Genomic DNA, 21,658 nt, shown 5'->3' on the forward strand with positions numbered 1-21,658 from the left:
ATACGTACGAACTACTAGACCTTACTCCACAGTAAGGTCCAGTACCGCACAATCAGGACCCGCACGCCCCCTTGAACCGAGCAACCGTAGCAGCGGCCTCGTCCACCTGAGCCGCCGGCAGACGTCCCGTCGCCACCGCGTCCTCGAGATTGTCCAACACCGCGGGCACCTGATCGGTGGTGAGCCACAGCGCCACATCGGCTCCCGCGACCAACGCCGCCTCGACCGCGTCGACGATCCCGAGCCTGGCCGTGATCGCCGCCATGCCGCTGAGGTCGTCGGTGAAGATGGGGCCGTCGAACGGCGCGGCACCGTATCCGACGCCATCGCGCAACAACGCCATCGCCGCCGGGCTGATACTCGCCGGCACCCCCGGCTCGGTCAGTCCGGGCACATCGAGATGCCCGACCATGACACCGACGCCGGTGTTGTTCAGCGCCGCGAACGGCAACAGATCCTTGGCTTTCAACTCGTCGAGCGACGGGGTCGTCACCGCGCCGGTGTGCGAGTCGCCCGAACCCGAACCGTGCCCGGGAAAATGCTTGATGACGGGCTTCACACCCGCGTCCTCCAGACCCCGCGCGTACGCCCCCGCGTAGTCGATGACGACCTGCGGATCATCGGAGAACGACCGATCGCCGATGACGGAATCGTCGGGCTGACCGCTCACGTCGACCACCGGAGCGAAGTCGACGGTGACACCGAGATCCTTCAACCCCTGGCCACGCGTCAACGCCATCGAATACGCCTCGTCCACCGACACCGTCTGCGCCAGTTCCCGCGCCGACGGTGCGGCACCCAGCAGATCCGCGACCCGCGAGACCCGTCCACCTTCCTCGTCGATCGTGACCATCGGAGCCACCGCGGAGGCGCCCCGCACCTGCGGTACTTCCCGATTGCCGAGCATCGACTCGTCGGTCCAACTGCCGACGAAGATGCCGCCGACCTGCTCGGTGGACATGATCTGCACCGCGTCCGCAGTTCCGGTGACCCCGACGGTGAGCAACTGAGCCAGCCGCTGCCGCTCCGACAATCCGTCGACGAACGCAACGCAGCCGTCGACGGGCGGTACCGGTTGCGGCACCGTCGTGTCGACTGCAGTCGTCGTCGGAGCAGCCGGTGCAGTCTGCGTCGACGCGACCGGCGCAGACTCGGTGGAGCACGAGACCAACAAGCCGACACCGACGGTCATCACCGCAGCGGACCGAACCGAAAACCGAAGTCGCATGGAATACGACGGTAGCCCAGATCGTCGGTGTCGCTCCCGACCCGGGGTCCGGATCGATGCGCCTTCGTTGCACTCCGACCGACCGAAACCCACATCGATCCGCAGAGGGGTGAGGGTAATCTGGACGAACGCGACATGAGGAGGAGATCGACCGTGACCGCAGACCTCATACTCATTGCCTACGACGGATCCGACAACGCCAAACGCGCCATCGACTATGCCGGACGGTTTCTCACCACCTCACGCGCGATCGTCGTCACCGCATGGGAGCCGATGGTGCGTCAGGCCGCGCGCATGTCCGGCCTCTCCGGTGTGATGCAGCCCGAATGGGTGCCCGACGACGAGGCCGAGGACGTGGCGCTCACCGACGCGAAAGTGACCAACAGCGAAGGCGTCGCGCTGGCCGAGGCCGCAGGCCTGAAAGTCGAGGGTCAGTGCACCGAATGCACCACCGCCATCTGGGCCGCGATCGTGGAGAAAGCCGACGAGATGAACGTCGACATCATCGTCACCGGTACGCGAGGCACCACCGGTCTACGTGCGCTGCTCCAGAGTTCGGTGGCCGAGCACGTTCTTCGACACAGCCATCGACCCGTCCTGATCGTTCCGCCCGGCAAGTAGAGCGTCCGACGGCTGTTTTCCGTGACGCAGGTGATACCGTGATGCCCGCGTGGGGGTCCACCTCGCCCGCTACCGTTCTGAGCCGACTGACTGGAGAACCGAGATGAAGTTTGCTGTCCCGGGTGTCATTGCCGCCGTCGTCGGAGCCGTACTGGGTGCGGGCGTCGTCTTCGGAGTCACCGCAGCTGCAGCCGACAACTCTCGTCCGGATATCGATCGCTCCGGAAACGCCGACTCGTCCTTGCTGAACCAGGTTGAGTACGGCAGCCGCTGACGCTGGTCGCTCTCGTGAATCGGTGATCTCGGCCGAGCCGCTCGGCCGCAAGTGGCTTCTCGGCGTCTCGATCCTGGCGTTCCTCCTCACCTTTCTGCAGGTCCCCGGCTTCACCGTCGCCGACACCAAGTACGACCTGGCACAGAACCCTCTCGGATTTCTCGAACGCGCCTCCCATCAATGGAACAGCGCAGCCCCGCTCGGCCAGGTGCAGAACCAGGCCTACGGCTACTTCTTCCCCCACGGTGCGTTCTTCGCCGGCGGTGATCTGCTGTCGATCCCGCCGTGGATCACTCAACGCATCTGGTGGGCGCTGCTGCTCATCGCCGGGTTCTGGGGAATCGTGCGGCTCGCCGAAGCTCTCGGTGTCGGCAGCCGTAGTTCCCGTCTGATCGCAGCGACGGCCTTCGTTCTGTCTCCGCGAGTGATCACCACCCTCGCGTCGATCTCCTCCGAGACGATGCCGATGATGCTGGCACCGTGGGTGCTGGTCCCGATGGTGCGGTATCTCGCCGGCGACGATGCGAAACAGACGGTTCGGCGCTCGGCCGCGCAGTCTGCACTGGCGGTGGCCCTGATGGGCGCGGTCAACGCCGTCGCCACCGCCGCCGCCGTTCTGGTCGCCGTGATCTGGATGCTCACGCATCGGCCGAACAAACGGTGGTTCGTCTTCGGTGCCTGGTGGTCGGGCTTTCTGGTGCTTGCGACGCTGTGGTGGATCGTTCCACTGCTGTTGCTGGGCAAGGTCTCTCCGCCGTTTCTCGACTACATCGAATCCTCCGGCACCACCACGCAGTGGACGTCACTGACGGAAGTGCTGCGCGGTACCGGCAGCTGGACGCCGTTCGTCTCTCCCGAGCGAGTGGCCGGTGCCGTTCTGGTGACGCAGCCGGCGGCCGTCATCGCAACGGGCTTGATCGCGGCCGCTGGAATCGCGGGCCTGGCGATGCGGTCCATGCCCGCCCGCGGCCGGTTGACGATCATGCTGTTCGTCGGTCTGGTCGGCCTCGGTGCCGGGTTCGTCGGCGATCTGGACGGCCCGTTCGCTGCCGCCGTTCGAGTGTTTCTCGATTCTGCAGGCGCACCGCTACGCAACATCCACAAACTAGAGCCGGTCATTCGAATTCCGTTGGTGCTCGGGCTGGCTCATCTGTTGGCCCGGGTTCCGCTGCCGGGTTCCGCGCCGCGATCGCAGTGGAAAACGGCCGTTGCGCATCCCGAGAAGCACCCGATGATGGCGGTGACCGCGTTGGTGCTCGTCGCCTTGACGCTGTCCACCTCGCTGGCGTGGACGGGCAAGCTCGCGCCCCGCGGTGCGTACGAGGCCGTTCCGCAGTACTGGCACGACGCGGCGGACTGGCTCACCGAGAATGCGTCGGGATCGAGTCCGGACGGTTCCGACGCGCAGCGGGCCCTGATCGTGCCGGGCGCACCGTTCGCTCTGCAGACCTGGGGATTGACCCGAGACGAACCGCTGCAGGCTCTGGCCACCACCCCCTGGGCCGTCCGCGACGCCGTACCCCTCACCCCGCCGGGTGCCATCCGAGCATTGGACTCCGTGCAACGACTCTTCGCCGACGGTCGGCCATCGGCCGGATTGGCCGATACCCTTCTGGGCCAGGGCATCAGCTACGTCGTCGTGCGCAACGACCTCGATCCCGAGAACTCCCGGTCCACGCGTCCGGCATCGGTGCACCAGGTGCTCGACGGTTCCGCGGGACTCGAGAAGGTGGCCGAATTCGGTGAGGACGTGGCCCCCGGTCAGGTCGACGGCGTTGTGCTCGACGGTGACCTTCGACCGCCGTATCCGGCTGTGGAGATCTACTCGGTGCGTGATTCGGCGGGCATTCCCGCGTCCGGCCCCTACACCGTCGATCTCGATCGTGTCCCGGTGGTCCAGGGTGGACCGGAGTCCATTCTGCGCTCGAACGAGTTACGGAACAACGGGATTCGCAATCCGGTGCCGTCAGGCCCCACTCTGCTGGCTTCGGATGCGGCCGCGGCCGGCATTGCCGTGGACTCGGTGACGGTGACCGACACCCCGATGAACCGTGAGACCGACTTCGGCCAGGTCGACAATCACAGTTCTGCCCTGCGGGCCGCCGACGAGCCACGGCGTTCGCTCAACGAGGTCCCCGACTACCCGGTGTACGGGGCGAAGACCGTGGACGCCGAATGGGAGGGCGCGACCCTGACGGCGTCTAGCTCGGCGTCGGACGCCACCCAGATCGGCGGCAGCGCCCCCGGCAGCGGTGTCGCCGCCGCGGTGGACGGCGACCTGGCAACCAGCTGGATCAGCAACGGCATCGAACGTGCTGTGGGGCAATGGCTTCAACTCGACTTCGATACTCCGGTGCGCGGCGGGCTCTTGCACATGCGCACCAGCCCCGGGACGATAGGCGACCCGGTGAAATGGGTGGAGATCACCACCCCGAACGGCTCGACGGCGGCGCGCGTCGACGAGCCGGGTGAGCCGATGACGGTGTCACTGCCGGGCGGTGAGACGCCGTGGCTGCGCATCACCGCGAAGTCGACGGTCGACGGAACCCGAGGCAGCCAGTTCGGCATCAGCGAGGTGTCGGTGGACGACTACTCCGACCGGGACAATCCGAAGCAGGTACCGATCGTGCACCGCGCGGTGCTGCCCGAGACTCCCGCCGGGGCGAGCGTCGACGCCTGGGAACTGGGCCAGGAATTCCCAGGCCGCTCCGGGTGCCTCGACACCGAGGATCGAATCCGTTGCAGCAGTGGACTGTCCAAGTCACCCGAGGAACTCGGGCGCTTCTCACGCACGATCGACGTGCCGATGGGCACCGCGGTGATCCCCGATCTGACGGTGCGTACGCGGCAGTCCCCCGAACTCGAAGCGCTGCTCGCGCAACCGGGGCGGCCGTTGGCAAGCGGGGCGTCGGACGTCGCGGACCTGCACGGCTCGGCGTTCGCGGCGACCGACGGCGATCCGCGCACGTCCTGGACAGCGCCGGAGAAGTCGATCACCGACCGAGCGGGGACCAACCCGACCCTGACCATCGAATTGCCTACTCCCACACTGGTGGACGGGCTCGAGCTCAGCCCGAGCCTGGGTGCACTCCCGGCCCATCCCACTCGGGTCGCGGTCAACCTCGGCAACGGGCCGATGGTGCGCGACGTCGACACCGACGGCTCGACGACCCTCGAGCTGGCACCGCAGGTGACGGACAGGATCGTCCTGTCGATCGTGGACTGGGACGGGGTATTGGACCGAAACTCTCTGGGTTTCATCCAGTCTCAGCCGCCCGGCTTCGCCGAAGTGACACCACTGTCCGGTGGTGAACCGATCGGCGCACCGTACGACGGCGATCGCGAGATCACCGTCGACTGCTTCGACGGCCCCATCGTCTCCATCGCCGGGCAGACGGTGCGCACGTCGGTGACGGCCACCGCGGACCAGTTCCGATCCGGTGAACCACTGAAGGCCTCGGTGTGCGACGCCGACACTCCGGTGAACGAGAACTTCGTCAACCCGGTCTCGCTGCCCGAGGGACAACAGGACGTCGTGGTCGAGCCGGGAGCATCGTTCTTCGTCGACGGTATTCGATTGCGCACCATGCCCATTCCGGCCGACTGGCCGACGGAATCGGCCCCGCAGTCCGCAAGGACCACAGCCTGGAGCCCCGACCACCGCGAGGTGACGCTGACCTCCACGACGGAGGACCGCTTGCTGGTCATCCCGGAGAGCAACAACAGTGGTTGGCGCGCAACCACTCCCGGTGGCGTCGAACTGTCCCCGGTGGTGGTCGACGGGTGGCAGCAGGCCTGGATCGTTCCGGCCGGGGCGTCGGGCACGATTTCGCTGGATTTCGCCACCGACCGCTGGTATCGGCTCGGCATCTTCGGTGGGCTGCTCCTGCTGATCCCGCTGCTGTTCGCAGCGCTGGGTCGGCCGCGCAGTATGCCCGATCTCGGGCCCTCGCCGCGGCCGTGGCGGAGCGGTTCGGCTGCCCTGGTGGCACTGCTCGGGGCGACGATCGTGTTGGCCGGAATTGCCGGTGCGATCACGGTGGCCGTGATCGGTTTCGGCGCGGTGTTCCTGGACCGCCGTTACGGTCGCGCGCTCTCCTCGCGCGTGTTGGTCGGCGCGGCAGGCGGATTCGCGTTGCTGGGCGCGGCGCTGCTCTCGCTCGGGCCGTGGCGATCGACCGACGGGTACGTGGGCGAATCGTACGGAGTGCAGCTGGCCGCGCTGATCGGCATCGTCGCGTTGGCGATCAGTGCGATGCGGAAACCGTGATCGGCTTCTTCGGTGCGAAGCGTCGTCGGGCAGGTTCTTCGACCAGCGCGTAGCTGGCCGCGGCCACCGGAATCGACAGCGCGAGAGTCACCGTCAGTACGAACCACATCCCACCCGAGAACGGGATGATGCCGAACACCGGGAACACCACGGCCAGGACGGCCAGGTGCCAGATGAAGATTCCGTACGACCACCGTCCGAGCGTGAGCATCACCGGATGCTCGAACACTCGGTGCCGACGACCGGTGTCGGCCAACACCAGTGGCGAGAGCATCGCGAACGCGAGCACGGCACCGAACACGATCTTCAGCTCGAACTGCCACGGCTCGGGACGTACCAGTCCCTGTGGGCCCGCCAGCGGAGTCGCCGACAGCACGAAAGCCGCGACCGCGATCGACGGCATCACCCATCTGCGCCGAGCCCACCGATGCACCCATGTCTGGGGGCCCACGGACACCTCGGCCAACACCATTCCGGCGGCGAACCACGGAAAGTACCCGGGCAGCCAGTTGTCGTGATGGATGGCGTCCGCGGTCGTGATCGGGACGAAGGCCCAGGACAGCGTCACCGCAGATGCACCGAGCAGCACCGAGATCCGGTGCCGGGCCGAGGCCCCACGCAGTCGAACCATCAGCCAGGCGAACACGGGTAGCAGCAGGTAGAAGGCCACCTCCACCGACAGCGACCACATCTGCGTCATGCCCTCGGTCAACGTCAGGGGCACGAACACCTGCGTCAGAGACAGATTGGCCAACCACACCCGGTAGTCGCCACCCGCATTCGGCAGAAACAGCAGCACCAGCACGACGACGACCCAGTAGGCGGGCAGGATGCGCACTGCCCGCGACCAGAAGTAGCGAAGAGCCGGCTGAGCAGGCGCGAGTCCGCGGGCCTGCGCGGCATGGGGGCGCCACAGCAGAAACCCCGACAGCGCGAAGAAGATGGCAACGGTCAGATCGAACCTGCCCCAGATACGCCCCATGAGCGGGGAATTCGCAGCACCGGTCTGGAATGCGACGTGGGTGACGACGATGCCGATCGCGGCCAGCGCGCGCATTCCCTCGAGCGCAGGGACGAACGCGCGCAGCGGAACGACGGAGGGCGAGTGGACTCGAGTGCTCATGGTGGTCTCAAGTGTGCCGTGTCGAACCGGCGCAGACGAGACCGGTGCCACTGTCTGCTGTTACTGTCACCTGCGACGTGTCGTATCAAATCGGGCATCGGGTCGGGGCTGACGTCTTTCCCGACCGCGGTGTCTTCCATGAAGCGGTCAACTAAGGAGATTCAGCATGGCGGAGCGCTCAGGGCCGAGCCGGATACTTGCCCTCGTACTCATCGGCTTGGGCGCGTTTCTGGTGGTCGCCGCCATCCTCATTCCCACGTACACCATCTCGGCGCTCGAGAAGACGCCGTTGGACCTCGAAGTCACCACCGTCTCCACCGGTGAGGGCAGCGTCCTGAATGCGAGCTCGCTCGCGGCCGGTCGCGCAGTCGTCGACCAGAACGTTCCCCTCGTCTCGCAGCGATTCGTCACCGTCGAGGATCCCTCCGACGCCGACATCATGACGCTGCAGGCAGGCCAGACCCTGCGACGCAGCGACAAGCAGGCCGATACCGGGCTGCTGACGGCGAGCGTCGATCGCGTCACCATCGACCGCAAGACGTCGATGCCCGTCGAGAACCCGATCGGCACCATCCAGGTGGCAGGCAACGCGCCGGCCGACGAGGTGGCCCACACCGGACTGCAGTACAAGTTCCCGTTCAACGCGGAGCAGAAGAGCTACCCGTACTTCGACGTCAACGCCCGCGCATCGAAGGACATCGACTTCGTCGAGGCAACCGAGATCAACGGAACGCCGGTGTACCAGTACCAGCAGACCGTCGGCCCGGTCGACCTGTCGACCGTGGTCAACCTGCCGACCAACAAGGTGACCCTGCCCGCCGACACCTGGGGTGTCGAGGGTGGAGCCGCTCCGGTGACGATGACTCGCTGGTACGAGAACACCCGCACCCTGTGGGTCGAACCCGAGACCGGCGTCGTCGTCAAGGGCGAAGAGCAGATTCACCAGTACTACGCACGTGAAGCAGGCCGGCCCGAGGTCGACGTCCTCAATGCTCCGATCACGTTCGACGAGAACACGGTCGAATACCAGATCCAGCAGGCAAAGGACGGCCAGGACCGGATCTCGCTCTTCGGCCGCACCGTCCCGATCATCGCCGGAATTCTCGGTGTCATCTCGCTGATCGCCGGAGTGTTCCTGCTCCTGCGTGGCGGCGCAAACGGCGGACATCGTCAGCCGGCCCGTGCGGACGACACTCCGCGACCGACCCCCGGCGGCGGAACCGCGACGAACCGCGACTGGACGACCGACCGCACCGAGGAAATCCCGAGGACGAACCTGTCCAAGGAGTAAGTGCGCTACGCGCAGTGGCGTGGTTGAGTGCCCGTGAGGGCGCACAACCACGCCACTCGTCTATGTGGGGGCCGACGATGGTCTACGGTGTCGACATGCTGACAACACGCAGAAAGAATGTCTCGGCCCACTGAGTACGACGACGCACCATCGAACGGTGCGCCCGATATCGTCGCCATGACCGACCACATCGCCTCGGTGTACGCAGATGAAATCGCCGTCTATCAAGACGTGCTGCGGCACCTTGCCGTCGATCGCACTTCGCCCCACCCTCGCCGGCCGATCGACGACCACCCGGTGGAAGGGCCCTCGCTCACCGTTCCAGGTCTGCGCATACACGTGCGGCACAGCTACCAGGACGCGGCCGATCTGGGATCGTTTCCGGCCGAATCGAATCCGCTCCTTCTACGCATCCACGTCCAAGGGTTCTCCGACGAATACCAGGACCGCAAAGCTGCAGGGTCCAATCTGGTGGACTCGGTGACCGATCCGGAAAGCGAGGCCTGGACGCGTGCGCTCCTCGGCCAGCGGTGGGCCGACTATGCGTACGAATTGGTGCGCACTCCGAAACGACCGACGAATACGACGACGCGAATGTTGTTCGCACAGCGCGTCTATGCGCTGTTGCTCGATGCCCACGGCGAGCCGACACTTGCGCCCGACAATTTCGCTTTCCAGCGGGTATGGAACGCGATCGATTCGGCCCGCAAGATCATCCCGACATCATCCACTGTGGCAGCGCACCTCAGGGCCGTGGGACCGTTCTTCGAGACCGCAGACATCCGTGATCCGAACACAGAGGCCGACGGCGGGTGGCGTCTCGACATCACCGGTGACGACACAGAAAATCTCCCGACGCCGGCAGCCGCTACTGCGCGAAATCTGATTCGGAGGGTGCGGGTTCGCGGACGAGTCGACAGCAGGTTTCGCCCCATCCGCGTCCATGTCGAGCAGGACCGGGCTCGCGTCTACTTTCGTTGGGCGAAGAATCCGAATACATTTGCGATGACGTTGCGGCTTCCTCGATCCGAGGACGAGTTCTCCGGCCCTCCGCTGGATTCGCCCGATTCCATTGTCGCCATCTGCCTTTCGGACTGGCAGGAGGATCTGCGAACAGGCTTGCTGGTGTGGGGGCGACGCACACGGCGGGCCGACGGTGCCGTGCACATCTCGTGGCCGATCACCGAGATGACCGGCAGTCGACAACATCGGGTGGCAGCGGTACCGCGACACGACACCTCGGGTTCTCGGCTCGCCGGAGCAGGCTTGGACATCGGCTCCGCCCGAGAAGCGTTGGAATCCGGTGCGCTCGCGTGCTGGCTGCAGGCGTATGTCGACAATCGCGAGGCGCGACCGTCCGTAGGACATGCCGCCGCGCGATGGATCGACGACACCACCGCGCGTATCGACGTACTCGAAGTGGTGTCGGGCACTCCGCAATCGGTGGCAACGCAGCTCGTGCACTCGATCACGCACACCCTCGCCAACGCCGGCGCACGAGCAATCGAGTCGCGATTCTCGGACCGAAGTTTCGAGAAGTTCGGGTACGTGCCGAATCCGACAACTGGCCACGGCATGTACCTCGACGTCACCTCGATGCCGTGACAGTCCGCCACCGACCCCAGACCGTTGCCCGTTGTCGTCGTCCGGGTCGACTTCGAGATCCTCAGCGAGATCAGGCCCGTCGCCGACTGATGTCCTTTCCCCACAGGGCGAGTCCGCACACCACCACCATCGTCACCGCAGCAGTGGCTGCGGCGACGGTGACGAATTGCGCGAGAGTCGACGCCACGAACAGCAACAGCAACACCTCTGCGGCCAGGGCGATCCAGGCAACGACGGCGAGGTGGGTGCGCTCACCTGCGATGGCCCACAACAACGCGCTCTGCAGCACGGCCAGACACGCACCCTGCAGCACGAACAGCCAGACGTAGTTCTGCACACCGGAATACGTATCGCCCACCACCAACGGCAACAGTGGAGACGCCAGTGCCCCGCCGATCACCAGAACCGTGCCGAGCCCCGCGACGACGGCCAGCGCCGAGCGCACCGCGGCAGCAGAATGCAGAGGGTTCGCCATCCGTGGGTACAGCACCACCCCGACGGCCTGCGGCAACCAGAACGCTGCCTTGGACGCAACGGCCCCGACGGCGTACAGCCCGGCCTCGTTGGAGCTGAGCAGCGTGCGCGCCAGCACCAGATCCAACGCGGACATCGCGATCAACACCAACTGCACCTGCGACGCCTGCAGTACGGCCAGCACGGTGACCTTGGTTTCCGACACCGAGTTCACCGGCACCCCGGCCGTCCATCGCGCACCGAGGGCAACCACGCCGATGCCCGCGGCCGTGGCGAGAAGAACCGAACCAGGACCACCGCCGAGCACCAACACCAGCACGGCCGGAGCCACCTTGCCGAACCCGGCGGCGGCCAACACGATGCTCAGGGCTCCGAAACGGCCCCGTCCCTGCAGCAAACCCTGTTCGGCGGCCAACAGCACCAGAACCGGCGCAGCGATGACCGCCGACACGGTCGCCGCCATCGAGACGTCCATGGCCGCGGACAGTGCGGGTGACAGTGCCAGAGCGAGCACCCCCACCACCGCCGCGCACCGATACCCCACCGTGCGTAGTTCACGAGAACTGCGCCCGCGCACCACCTCACGCGCGACGACGGATTGCAACGCCAACGCCGGAACCGCGAGAACCAATTGCGCAGCAAGCAGACTCGCGAATTCTCCGTAACCCTCGACGCCGAGCATCCGGCTCGCCAGAACCTGCAGCAGGTACGCCGCAACGTTCGCGAACATCGAACCGGCCGTCACCATCCCCATCCCGGCGACCGACGCACCCGCGGTGTGCTCTGCCTCGGACGAGGCACGGAAAGACATGAGCCCACGGTATAGGGTGCCGATCATGGCGTGGTCGAGGTCGAGGTGGACACCGCCGCTGTACAGTCTGCTGCTCGCGATCGTGATCGTCGGCCCGCTGCTCGGCCCCGGCTATCTCCTGTTGCGCGACGCCGTCAGCACTCCCCGTTCCTACTTCACCGACTCCGCCTGGGGAATCGCCGACGCCGCCGCGAGGGCAGTACCGCAGGACGCCGTTATCGCCACGCTGTCGACGGTGTTCGACGGTGGCCTCGTCGTCAAGACCATTCTGCTGCTGGCCCTGTGGCTGACCGGGTGGGGTGCCGCGGTCATGGCCCGAACAGTTCTGCCGACAGCCCCGCTACCCGCACTGCTCGTGGCATCGACGGTGGCCGTATGGAATCCGTACGTCGCCGAGCGGCTGCTGCAGGGACACTGGAGCCTGCTCGTCGGATACGCCGCCCTTCCGTGGACCGTGGTCGCTGCGCTCTCGGTCAGAGAGGGCCGTTCCTGGTGGGCGCTCGCAGCCTGTCTCGCCGCGGCAGGGCTCACCCCCACCGGCGCGTTGCTCGCCGCAACCATCGCCCTGGTGGTCCTCGCCCTCCCCGGGGGTGTCCGACGCGGCCTGCGCGTGGTCGGCGCCGTCGGGCTGGCGGCGGTGGCGTCGGCGCCGTGGCTGGTGGCGACGGCGGTGTCCGGCGGTGGCGTCGAGCAGGCGGACCCGGCGGGTTGGGCGGCGTTCGCAGCGCGGGCCGAGCCGGGTCTGGGCACCCTCGGCAGCCTCGCCGGTCTCGGTGGAATCTGGAATTCCGATGCTGTACCCGCTTCTCGCACAGGGCTTTTCGCGTTCGTGGGTACGGCGCTACTGCTGACCGTTGTCGCGTTCGGTGTGCGTCCGTTGCTCAGGCGTCGAAGAAATCCGGTGATCGTAGGGCTCGGTGTTGTTGCCGTGCTTGTCATCGCCGCCCCTGCGCTGGCAGCGACGGGACCTGGTCTGGCAGCGGCCAGGGCGCTCGGCGAGACGGTGCCCGGTGCCGGCCTGCTCCGCGACTCCCAGAAATGGGTGGCACTGGCCGTGCCGATCTACGTGTTGGCCGCGGCGGCCGCTTTCACTCCCCGGCATCGACCGAATCCGGTGCAACCAACCGCGCTGACCGCGGTCCAGCGCACCCGATTCGGCAGCGCCGTTGCAATCTCGGCCCTGCTGATCGCACTGCCCGACCTGGGCTGGGGCGTCGGGAACTCGATGCGACCCGTGGCGTATCCGGCGTCCTGGCAGGCGGTCGCAGCCGAATTGCAGGGCAGCGACGGCGATGTCGCGGTACTACCGGCCGGGATGTTCCGCCGCTTTCCCTACAGCGGGAGCGCTCCCGTTCTCGATCCCGCGCCGCGCATGCTGCCACTGGACGTACTGCAGACCGGCGAGCTCATCGTCGCGGGCGGCACGGTGCGGGGCGAGGGGGCGCGCGCGACGGAGGTCCAGAATGCCCTGCTCGCAGGTGAACCCACGAACGTGATCGCAGAGCTGGGCGTCGGCTGGGTACTGGTGGAGAACACCACCCCCGGCGAACTCGGCCGGTCCGAGCAAACACTGGATGCGCTGGACGTCGTGTATTCCGACGACCAACTCACGCTCTATCGGGTACCCGATCCCATGCCGACCGAGAGCCGGCAGGCAGCGGCCGTCGTCGTTGCCCACCTCGCCTGGGCAGTGCTACTTCTCGGGGGTCTAGCGGTAGGACTGCTGCGCCGAATCCGAGTGCTGCGCACCCACCAGACCTGACGACCACGTGCCGCGCGTCGTCGCGTCGAGCACCGAGTAGACACCCTGCGCGCACTGCTCCCAGGAGAATTCGGCCGCGCGCACTCGGGCCTTCTCGCCCAGGCGAGTTCGGGCTTCGGTGTCCTGCAGCAGCTCCGACACGGCAGCGGTCAGGCCGGAGACGTCCCGGTCCTCCTCGGCATCGGAAAGCCCGCCCACCAGAACACCGGTGACGCCGTCGATGATGGAATCGGTGAGCCCCTTGGAACTTCGGTAGCCGACGGTCGGCACGCCGTGCTGGGCTGCCTCGACGACCGCGAGACCCCAGCCCTCCTTGCGGGAGGGCATGATGTGCACCCAGGAGCGACCGAGCAGGGCGTGCTTGCGGTCCTCGTCGACGTGTCCGTGGAAGGTGACGTACTGCTCGATGCCCAGTTCTCCGACGTAGTCGCGGAGGTTCTGTTCCCACCAGCCGCCACCGATGACGTCGAGGTGGATGTCGGGGATACGACCGCGCAGCGCGGCGACGACGTCGAGTGCGTCCTCGATCTGCTTGTGCGGAACCAGGCGGGACAGGACGGTCAGCGACGGATGTGCGGTGCGGGTGCTCTCGTCACCCTCGGGCACCGACTGCGGAATCTCGTCGGCTCCGTTGCGCACCACGGCGATGCGCTCGCGGTCGACGCCCAGTGCGACCAGTTCGTCCGCGGACGGCAACGACACCGTCAGGTACTGATTGCGGCGGTGGACCCTCGGCGACACCGTCGATTCGAGCCACCAGCCGAGCTTGGCCATCATCGGCCCCGCGACCGGCCACTGCTCGCGGTGGCAGTGGTGCACCAGCAACGTCACCGGAACGCCGAGCGCCGCCCGTGAGAAGAAGGGAATGCCGTTCTGGGTGTCGATCACCGCGTCGGGTGCGATGCCCTTGAGCGGGCCGAAACCGAGCCGTCCGGCTGCGATGGCGGCCAGTGCGCGGGGATACACCGACAGGCGTCCACCGCCGCGACTGATGCGGATGCCGTCGACGATTTCCTCTGCGGGAGCTCCGGGGTACGACGCAGTCCTCAGCGTGACGCGGACGCCGCGTCGAGCCAGACCCGCGCCCACCTGCTCGAGGTAACGCTCGCTGCCGCCGCCCTGCGGGTGCCCGGTATCGCGCCAGCACAGCAACAGAACCTCGCGCACAGCTCGCTTCACCCAATTTCCGCATGCTCGTCTCGACCGCAGTCGATTACCGCTGCCACAGTAACCGCTAGGGTTCGTTTTCGTGACTTCCGCCGTGACACGTCTGTTCGCCTCTCGCGCGACACTGCGCCGCTCGGTGAGTCTGCTGAAGGACTTCGGGCACGAGCAGAGTGCTCCCGACATCTTCTACGGCGCGCTCGCTCGCGACTCCGTGGAGCTGATCGGCGATCTGTATCGGGGCCTGACCGGCACCGACATGTCCGCGGCGACCGTACTGGACGTGGGCGGTGGACCCGGATACTTCGCCGAGGTCTTCGGTGCGAGCTGCGCGCGCTACCTGCCCGTCGAGCCCGACGCGTCCGAGATGCACGCAGCGGGACTGCAGATACCCGGCTCGGTACGCGGCTCCGGGATGGCGCTGCCGTTTCGTGACGACAGCGTCGACATCTGCTTCTCGTCCAACGTCGCCGAACACGTCCGCGAGCCGTGGACCATGGCCGAGGAAATGCTGCGAGTCACCAAGCCCGGCGGGTTGACCGTGCTCTCGTACACCATCTGGTTCGGTCCGTTCGGCGGCCACGAGACCCGACCCTGGCACTACCTCGGCGGCGAATACGCAGCCCGCCGCTATGCCCGCACCACCGGTCACGAACCGAAGAATCGATTCGGCGAATCACTGTTCGACATCAGTGCGGCAGACGGATTACGTTGGGCGCGAAGCACACCCAACGCAACACTGCTGGCCGCATTCCCGCGCTACCATCCCCGCTGGGCCTGGTGGATGATGCGAGTACCCGTACTCCGAGAGTTCCTGGGCAGCAACCTCGTCCTCGTCCTGACACCGAACACATAATCTGGACCGATGACGGCACTCGCGCTCGACATCGGCGGCACCAAGATGACAGCGGCACTCGTCGGCGACGACGGGCGGCCACAGAATCCGGTGACGGTGCCGACTCCCGAGTCCGGGGTGTGGAAGGCGTGCGTGTCGTTGCTTCGGAAAATGGCTCCCGGACAGCACATCGACCGCATCGGCGTCGCCTGCTCCGGTCCGGTGAACCTCGAGACAGGGTCGGTCGCACCGATCAACATCGACGAGTGGAAGAACGGTTTCGGTCTGCGCGATCACATCGCCGTGGTCTTCCCCGAGTCCGACATCCGCCTCGCGATGGACGGCAGCGCAGCGGCACTCGGCGAGCACCGCTACGGTGCGGCCGTAGGTGTGCCGGATGTGCTGAGTCTGGTGGTGTCGACCGGGATCGGCGGTGGGTTGGTGCTGGGCGGGAAGATCGTCGCCGGTGCCAGCGGCAACGCGGGCCACATCGGCCACATCGTCGTTCCCGGTTCGACGACGCCCTGCGCGTGCGGCGGAATCGGCTGCGTGGAAACCGTCGCGAGTGGGCCTTCGGCGGTGCGGTGGGCGCGTGAGCTGGGTTGGACCGGCAGCAGCGGAACCGAATTGGCCGCCGACGCCGCCGCCGGGGAGCCGATCGCCATCACCTCGTTGCAGCGTGCCGGGGTGGCGCTGGGCCAGGCGATCGCGTCGGCCGTCGCCCTGGTGGACGTTCGAATGGTGGTGATCGGTGGTGGCTTCGCCCAAGCCGGCCCGCCGCTGTGGAATCCGATTCAGGAGTCGATCGCGCTGCACACACGCCTGAAGTTCCTCGACGGCCTGCAGGTGGTGCCTGCTGCGTTGGGTGGCCTCGGCACCCTGGCCGGGGCGGCCGCGCTCACTGCCTGAGCGTCCATATCCACACAGCCAGAACGGGACCCACCCCTCGGTGAGTCCCGTTCTGTGTCGTGAATACTACGCGCCCAGGCGCTGCTTGAGGGCGTCGAATTCGTCCTGAATTCCGGTGGGCAGTTTCTCGCCGACGAAGTCGAACCACTCCTGGATCAGCGGGATTTCGGCCTTCCACTCGTCGGAGTTGACCGCGAGTGCCTCGGCCACGTCCTCGACGGTGGTGTCGAGTCCGTCGATGTCGAGCGCCTCGGCGGTGGGGACCACACCGATCGGCGTCTCGATGCCGGCGGCCTTGTGCTCGATGCGCTCGACGATCCACTTGAGCACACGCGAGTTCTCACCGAATCCGGGCCACAGGAAGCGCTTGTCCTCGCCGCGGCGGAACCAGTTGACGTAGAACACCTTCGGCAGCTTCGACTCGTCGGCATTCTTGCCCAGGTCGATCCAGTGCTGGAAGTAGTCGCCCACGTTGTAGCCGAGGAACGGCAGCATGGCCATCGGGTCGCGTCGGACGGTTCCGACGGTGCCCTCGGCGGCAGCGGTCTGCTCGGAGCCGACGGTGGCTCCCATGAACACGCCGTGCTGCCAGTCGCGAGCCTCGGTCACCAACGGAACGGTGGTCTTGCGACGTCCACCGAAGAGGATCGCCGAGATCGGGACACCCTTGGGGTCGTCCCACTCGGGAGCCATCGACGGGCACTGAGCCATCGGCACGCAGTAGCGCGAGTTCGGGTGCGCGGCATCGGTTCCGGACTCGGGGGTCCAGTCGTTGCCCTTCCAGTCGATCAGGTGATCGGGCTTGCCTTCGAGGCCCTCCCACCACACGTCGCCGTCGTCGGTCATGCCGACGTTGGTGAACACCGAGTTGCCCTGATCGATGGTCTTCATCGCGTTGGGGTTGGAATCCCAGTTGGTACCCGGTGCGACACCGAAGAAGCCGTATTCGGGATTGACAGCGTAGAGGCGGCCGTCCTCACCGAAACGCATCCACGCGATGTCGTCACCGATGGTCTCGGCACGCCAACCCGGGATGGTGGGCTGGATCATCGCGAGGTTGGTCTTGCCGCACGCGGACGGGAACGCCGCGGCGATGTAGTACGCCTTGTCCTCGGGGGAGATCAGCTTGAGGATCAGCATGTGCTCGGCGAGCCAGCCCTCGTCGTGGGCCATGGCCGAGGCGATGCGCAGCGAGTAGCACTTCTTGCCGAGCAGGGCGTTGCCGCCGTAGCCGGATCCGTAGCTCCAGATCTCGCGATCCTCGGGGAAATGCGTGATGTATTTGGTGTCGTTGCACGGCCACGGCACATCCGCCTGGCCCTCGGCGAGCGGAGCGCCGAGCGAGTGCAGCGCCTTGACGTAGAACCCGTCGTCACCGATCTTGTCGAGTGCGGCCTGGCCCATGCGGGTCATCACGCGCATCGAGACGACGACGTACTCCGAGTCGGTGAGCTCGACGCCCAACTTGGGGTCGGCCGCGTCGAGAGGGCCCATGCAGAACGGCACCACGTACATGGTGCGTCCGCGCATGCAGCCGCGGTAGAGATCGGACATCAGCGTCCGCATCTCGGCGGGGTCCATCCAGTTGTTGGTGGGACCGGCGTCGATCTCCTCCTTGGAACAGATGTACGTACGCGACTCGACGCGAGCGACGTCCGACGGATCGGAGTTGCCGAGGAACGAGTTGGGCTTCTTCTCGTCGTTGAGACGAGTGAAGGTGCCTGCCTCGACCAGCTTGGTGGTCAGGCGCTCCCATTCGGCGTCGGATCCGTCAGCGAACACCACGGATTCCGGTTCGGTCAGTTCGGCTACCTGGGCAACCCAGGCGAGCAGTTCTTTGTGTCGAGTCGGCACGTTGTCGGTGCCGCTCAAACCGGGAATGGTGGCTGAGGTCATCTAACTCTCCTGGGGTGAGCCGGAACCGGGAAGTACTCGCACGATCACTGTTGGGCAAACATGCGCGAGCAGATCTCGGTTTTCCCCTCTCGGCGGGGCGCTGCTCGACCGTTCGAGCCGCAGTACACCATCGTAACGGGTACAGCAAGCCGAGCGTCGAGCGCCGGGTGTCCTGGTACTCAGGTTAACGCCGAGCGACGTAAATCCGGAAACAGGGTGTTGTCCGATTAGTCACAGGACCGATTCAGATAGGGAAAGATCCGCGCAAGAAGGCGTCTACCAGCACCGACGTCCACTCGGGACGGACCGACTACAGCTCGCCCGATTCGGTCATTTCGCCCCGGCCGATACCGTTCGCTTCTCGAAAAATTTCCCAGGATCGGTACTGCCCGTCACGTCCGAACGATGTGAACTTGTCGGTCACACCATCGCCGTCCACGTCGGTCGCCACGGTCATCCCGGCGTCGGTACGGCGTACGGTGGTCTCGAAATGACCGTCTCCGTCGAGATCGAACAGGTCCGTCGAGACCGTGGGCTCACCCGAATCCCCGACGTCGTGAGGTTCGGCCTCCTCCGCGAGGAACCCACCTGCTGCGAAGCCATCCACCGCGATCATCGACGCTCCTCACCTCGCTCAACGAACCGACACTGCACCTACTGACTCCGACGCACCGGCTCGTCGAACGGTTCCACCTGCTTCGAAGAGAAATGGACGGGTTCACGGGCTACGAACACACCGCGATCGAGCCCGCGGAATCGCTCCAGCCCCCGCTCGAGTGCAGACAGATCGCGATCGCAGGCAGACAGCAGTGCCGATCGATGGTCGGCAAGCCGACGAAGCTCGGCGTCCACCTCGGCGAGTGCGACGTCGATGCGGGCCACAGCATCGCGATCCGCAGTCGCGACGGCGGACGCGAGCATCGACTCGGCATCGAGAATCCGCGAGAGCACGTGCTGCTCCACCGACGATCTCACCCGGGCCAGGCTTTCCTGTGTCCAGCCGCGCAGGCGGGCGCGATCGGCCACCAGCGCCCGTGACCGCGTGATCCACCAGGCGAGCGCACCTCCGAGGACGAGTGCGATCACGGTGTTGGCGACTGCCCAGGCCGGCACCAGCGCCATCGGCGACACCACCAGCCGCCCGAGTCCTACCCCCGCCGACGCACCGACGACGATCATGACCGCATCCTCGATCCCCCGCCGCCGGGACGGCTCCCCGATGTCGAGCGGGGAGTCCTCGACATTCGATTCCGCCTGCGCCGGCGTGAGCCCGAGATCGGTCTCCACTGCCCGCAATCGCGCTGTGAGCGCCGCGTCGGCCCGATTGCGGGCTCCGCGCGCGGACTCGGCGACATGTACGGGAAGGTGAGTGAGTTCGGCACGCCCCGACCCGTCGATCGTGCGCTTGAACTCGGCGAGCAGGGCGCGAAAATCTTCGGCGGCAGCATGGAGGGACTCCACACGCACCCGTTGAATTCGATTGTGCAGCAATGCCCGTCGGTCGCCGCCGAGATTGTCTCGTTCGCCGACGAGCTCGGCTCGCCGCGCGCGGAGTTCGGCCGTGTCACCTCCCCCGGTCACCGCGCGCGCTCTCGCCACGATCGACGATTTGGCTCCGGCTGCGCAGTCCTGCACTGCCGCAACGTATTTGCGCTGGGGTCCGAGAGCCGTGGCCTGCAGCAGCAGCGCGCCGAGCCGGTCCGCCACTGCTCCGAGACCCGACTCCGCGGACATCGCGGCGTCACCGCTGTCTCGGCCCGTCCGCGCCGACCGAACCGAGATCGGGTGGAACGTGCACTCCACCGCCCGTGGGACACACTCGGCCACGACATCGCTGTCGGCGGAGACCACCTCACGCCAGTGTCGATGCACGTCGATCTTGTTCACCAGGAACAGGACCGGCGTGGATTCGAGGGCTGCTCGCCATTGCTCGACCTCGACGCGGCCCACCGGAGCCGACGCGTCGACGACGATCATCACGACCGCGGCATCGGACATCGAGTCCGTGAAGCCGATGGTGGAACCACCGAGTCGGGACAGCTCCCGGCGGAGTTCGGACTTGCCCGATCCGGGGGTCCCGGTGAGATGAACCCCGGCGGGTCGACTGACCCTTGCCCGTTCGATCTCGTCGAGTGCACCCGAATTCCAGCGTCGGAGAACGCTTTTCATGTCTTCCGACAGGGGCGTCATCGGCGCAGCATTCGTACGTGTCCTCGGCACAGCGCGAGTGCCGCGCGACGCACGTCGGGGTCCCCGGCAGCAGCCGCACGCTGTTTCCACAGCACCGCCTGTTCCAGCGCGACCTCCTCCGAACCGGTCTCGATCGGCACCCCGAGACGTAGAGCCGCGTGGCGCATCTCGGCAGCTACCGCCTCGTCCGAGGCCAGGTACGACTCGACGGCGGCACGAGCCCGCCGGTTCCGGGCGGAGATCCGGTGCAGTCTGCGATGCAGCTCGACGTCTCGAGCCGCCGCGGCCGCCGAGACGGCGGTGGAGACCGCGGCGACGACGGCGTCGGCACCGGTGGCATCGGCGAGTATCCGTACGGCATCATCGTCGGACACAGCCGTTGGTTGCCGCAGCAGGTCGACGAGCAGGGCGAGACCTCGAAGTTCGATGCATTCGATCAGCGCTTCTCTTCGAGACGTCGACACCGCGAGGTCGGCGGCGCGAAACCGATCGACGGTCATCAGGTCGGTCGGACGCAGATCGGCCGCTGCGACGGCGCGCACGTCGGACATGTCCAGAGGTGCGCCGGGTCGGCCCACTCTCCGCAATCCCGCCGCGGTGGTTCCCATCAACGGCAGAACCGTCCGCCCCAGCTGCTCCGATGCCACTGCGGCCGCGGCTGCGGGATCGTCGAGTGTGTCCGCCTTGGTCAGCACGACGACGGTCCCGTCCAGAGGATCGCTCGGCCGAGAACTCAGCAGTGCAGTGTCGACCGGCGACACCGCACCCGCGATCACGTGGACGAGCACCTCGCCCTCGCTGCTGTCCGCTCTGCCCTCGTGCCATCGGACATCGAGGCCGTCGACATCGAGCGGCGCCGCGTCGAGAACGGCGAGAACCGCGGATTTCCCGACGCCGGAGCGGCCGGTCACCCGTGCGGTCATCGGCCGTAGGCGATCGTGGACGGCGGTGTCGACGGACTCGCGTGCGTCGCTCGACGCAACGCGGTCACGCAACAGGCCAAGACCGACCTCGGCGACATCCATGATCGATTCCCCCACCGACGACCCGCCGCCCACGTCGAGAGGCGACGCACAGCCCCCTGCTGCGGCACTGATTCTGGCACATGTGGGCGCTCACGAGCCGACCGTCGGGAATTGCATCGTTGTAATTAGCCGGGCTCGTCCCACCGCTGATCAGCGGTGGGACGGTAAGTCTCAACTTCA

The 21,658-nt window shown here is 66.7% G+C and carries 16 protein-coding genes; 8 read left to right on the forward strand and 8 right to left on the reverse strand.

The window, feature by feature from the left end; all coding sequences use genetic code 11:
- Nucleotides 1-52 precede the first annotated feature (52 nt).
- Nucleotides 53-1,228: a glycoside hydrolase family 3 N-terminal domain-containing protein gene (locus NY08_RS15170; RefSeq protein WP_045197260.1), complete on the reverse strand. Its 1,176-nt coding sequence runs from the start codon at nucleotides 1,226-1,228 to the stop codon at nucleotides 53-55.
- Nucleotides 1,229-1,363: 135 nt separating this feature from the next.
- On the opposite strand from NY08_RS15170, the gene NY08_RS15175 reads away from it, so the two are divergent.
- From NY08_RS15175 to NY08_RS15180, 3 genes are all read left to right on the forward strand, one after another.
- Complete coding sequence (locus NY08_RS15175; RefSeq protein WP_373453549.1) at nucleotides 1,364-1,849, forward strand: universal stress protein; 486 nt, start codon at nucleotides 1,364-1,366, stop codon at nucleotides 1,847-1,849.
- Nucleotides 1,850-1,952: 103 nt separating this feature from the next.
- Complete coding sequence (locus NY08_RS25615; RefSeq protein ID WP_082073827.1) at nucleotides 1,953-2,123, forward strand: DUF2613 domain-containing protein; 171 nt, start codon at nucleotides 1,953-1,955, stop codon at nucleotides 2,121-2,123.
- A 22-nt stretch (nucleotides 2,124-2,145) separates the two neighbouring features.
- On the forward strand, nucleotides 2,146-6,393 hold the full coding sequence (locus NY08_RS15180; protein ID WP_045197261.1) for an alpha-(1->3)-arabinofuranosyltransferase domain-containing protein: 4,248 nt from the start codon (nucleotides 2,146-2,148) through the stop codon (nucleotides 6,391-6,393).
- Here the strand turns inward: NY08_RS15180 and NY08_RS15185 are convergent.
- Nucleotides 6,371-7,516, reverse strand: a complete 1,146-nt coding sequence (locus NY08_RS15185) for an acyltransferase family protein (protein WP_045197263.1) — start codon at nucleotides 7,514-7,516, stop codon at nucleotides 6,371-6,373. The two genes, NY08_RS15180 and NY08_RS15185, sit on opposite strands and share 23 nt — an antisense overlap.
- 166 nt (nucleotides 7,517-7,682) lie before the next feature.
- Here NY08_RS15185 and NY08_RS15190 point away from each other — a divergent pair, with 166 nt between their 5' ends.
- Entirely contained in the window at nucleotides 7,683-8,807 is a 1,125-nt protein-coding gene (locus NY08_RS15190) for a DUF3068 domain-containing protein (protein WP_045197266.1), read from the forward strand.
- Between the two features lie 117 nt (nucleotides 8,808-8,924).
- Complete coding sequence (locus NY08_RS15195) at nucleotides 8,925-10,412, forward strand: hypothetical protein (RefSeq protein ID WP_045197268.1); 1,488 nt, start codon at nucleotides 8,925-8,927, stop codon at nucleotides 10,410-10,412.
- A gap of 70 nt (nucleotides 10,413-10,482) precedes the next feature.
- Here NY08_RS15195 and NY08_RS15200 read toward each other — a convergent pair whose 3' ends face one another.
- Nucleotides 10,483-11,697, reverse strand: coding sequence for a polysaccharide biosynthesis protein (locus NY08_RS15200; RefSeq protein WP_179272786.1), 1,215 nt, complete (start codon nucleotides 11,695-11,697; stop codon nucleotides 10,483-10,485).
- A 25-nt stretch (nucleotides 11,698-11,722) separates the two neighbouring features.
- Between NY08_RS15200 and NY08_RS15205 the strand changes: the two genes are divergently transcribed.
- Entirely contained in the window at nucleotides 11,723-13,459 is a 1,737-nt protein-coding gene (locus tag NY08_RS15205) for a hypothetical protein (RefSeq protein ID WP_442970756.1), read from the forward strand.
- Here the strand turns inward: NY08_RS15205 and NY08_RS15210 are convergent.
- The gene (locus tag NY08_RS15210; RefSeq protein ID WP_045200522.1) at nucleotides 13,406-14,626 is read right to left on the reverse strand and encodes a glycosyltransferase family 4 protein; all 1,221 of its coding nucleotides are present in this window, start codon (nucleotides 14,624-14,626) and stop codon (nucleotides 13,406-13,408) included. The two genes, NY08_RS15205 and NY08_RS15210, sit on opposite strands and share 54 nt — an antisense overlap.
- An 82-nt stretch (nucleotides 14,627-14,708) precedes the next feature.
- On the opposite strand from NY08_RS15210, the gene NY08_RS15215 reads away from it, so the two are divergent.
- Nucleotides 14,709-15,479, forward strand: a complete 771-nt coding sequence (locus NY08_RS15215) for a class I SAM-dependent methyltransferase (RefSeq protein ID WP_230596926.1) — start codon at nucleotides 14,709-14,711, stop codon at nucleotides 15,477-15,479.
- 9 nt (nucleotides 15,480-15,488) lie between these two features.
- Nucleotides 15,489-16,367 (forward strand): ROK family protein, encoded by an 879-nt coding sequence (locus NY08_RS15220; RefSeq protein ID WP_045197271.1) that lies wholly within the window; start codon nucleotides 15,489-15,491, stop codon nucleotides 16,365-16,367.
- A 66-nt stretch (nucleotides 16,368-16,433) separates the two neighbouring features.
- Here NY08_RS15220 and NY08_RS15225 read toward each other — a convergent pair whose 3' ends face one another.
- From NY08_RS15225 to NY08_RS15240, 4 genes are all read right to left on the reverse strand, one after another.
- Nucleotides 16,434-18,263, reverse strand: a complete 1,830-nt coding sequence (locus tag NY08_RS15225; protein ID WP_032396654.1) for a phosphoenolpyruvate carboxykinase (GTP) — start codon at nucleotides 18,261-18,263, stop codon at nucleotides 16,434-16,436.
- A gap of 310 nt (nucleotides 18,264-18,573) precedes the next feature.
- Nucleotides 18,574-18,879, reverse strand: a complete 306-nt coding sequence (locus NY08_RS15230; protein WP_045197272.1) for a DUF6802 family protein — start codon at nucleotides 18,877-18,879, stop codon at nucleotides 18,574-18,576.
- Between the two features lie 38 nt (nucleotides 18,880-18,917).
- Nucleotides 18,918-20,453 carry a hypothetical protein gene (locus NY08_RS15235; protein WP_045197273.1) on the reverse strand — a complete coding sequence of 512 codons (1,536 nt, stop codon included), beginning with the start codon at nucleotides 20,451-20,453 and terminating at the stop codon, nucleotides 18,918-18,920.
- Nucleotides 20,450-21,511 (reverse strand): hypothetical protein, encoded by a 1,062-nt coding sequence (locus NY08_RS15240; protein ID WP_158462570.1) that lies wholly within the window; start codon nucleotides 21,509-21,511, stop codon nucleotides 20,450-20,452. The genes NY08_RS15235 and NY08_RS15240 overlap by 4 nt, the downstream gene beginning before the upstream one ends.
- Nucleotides 21,512-21,658 lie beyond the last annotated feature (147 nt).

It is taken from the genome of Rhodococcus sp. B7740 (assembly GCF_000954115.1).
GTDB lineage: Bacteria > Actinomycetota > Actinomycetes > Mycobacteriales > Mycobacteriaceae > Rhodococcoides.

Excerpts from the sequence above, each read along its gene's own strand:
- NY08_RS15225 (WP_032396654.1), bottom strand. The coding sequence starts at position 18,263 with ATGACCTCAGCCACCATTCCCGGTTTGAGCGGCACCGACAACGTGCCG.
- NY08_RS15235 (WP_045197273.1), bottom strand. The coding sequence starts at position 20,453 with ATGACGCCCCTGTCGGAAGACATGAAAAGCGTTCTCCGACGCTGGAAT.
- NY08_RS25615 (WP_082073827.1), top strand. The coding sequence starts at position 1,953 with ATGAAGTTTGCTGTCCCGGGTGTCATTGCCGCCGTCGTCGGAGCCGTA.
- NY08_RS15195 (WP_045197268.1), top strand. The coding sequence starts at position 8,925 with ATGTCTCGGCCCACTGAGTACGACGACGCACCATCGAACGGTGCGCCC.
- NY08_RS15230 (WP_045197272.1), bottom strand. The coding sequence starts at position 18,879 with ATGATCGCGGTGGATGGCTTCGCAGCAGGTGGGTTCCTCGCGGAGGAG.
- NY08_RS15170 (WP_045197260.1), bottom strand. The coding sequence starts at position 1,228 with ATGCGACTTCGGTTTTCGGTTCGGTCCGCTGCGGTGATGACCGTCGGT.
- NY08_RS15200 (WP_179272786.1), bottom strand. The coding sequence starts at position 11,697 with ATGTCTTTCCGTGCCTCGTCCGAGGCAGAGCACACCGCGGGTGCGTCG.
- NY08_RS15205 (WP_442970756.1), top strand. The coding sequence starts at position 11,723 with ATGGCGTGGTCGAGGTCGAGGTGGACACCGCCGCTGTACAGTCTGCTG.
- NY08_RS15190 (WP_045197266.1), top strand. The coding sequence starts at position 7,683 with ATGGCGGAGCGCTCAGGGCCGAGCCGGATACTTGCCCTCGTACTCATC.
- NY08_RS15175 (WP_373453549.1), top strand. The coding sequence starts at position 1,364 with ATGAGGAGGAGATCGACCGTGACCGCAGACCTCATACTCATTGCCTAC.
- NY08_RS15185 (WP_045197263.1), bottom strand. The coding sequence starts at position 7,516 with ATGAGCACTCGAGTCCACTCGCCCTCCGTCGTTCCGCTGCGCGCGTTC.
- NY08_RS15220 (WP_045197271.1), top strand. The coding sequence starts at position 15,489 with ATGACGGCACTCGCGCTCGACATCGGCGGCACCAAGATGACAGCGGCA.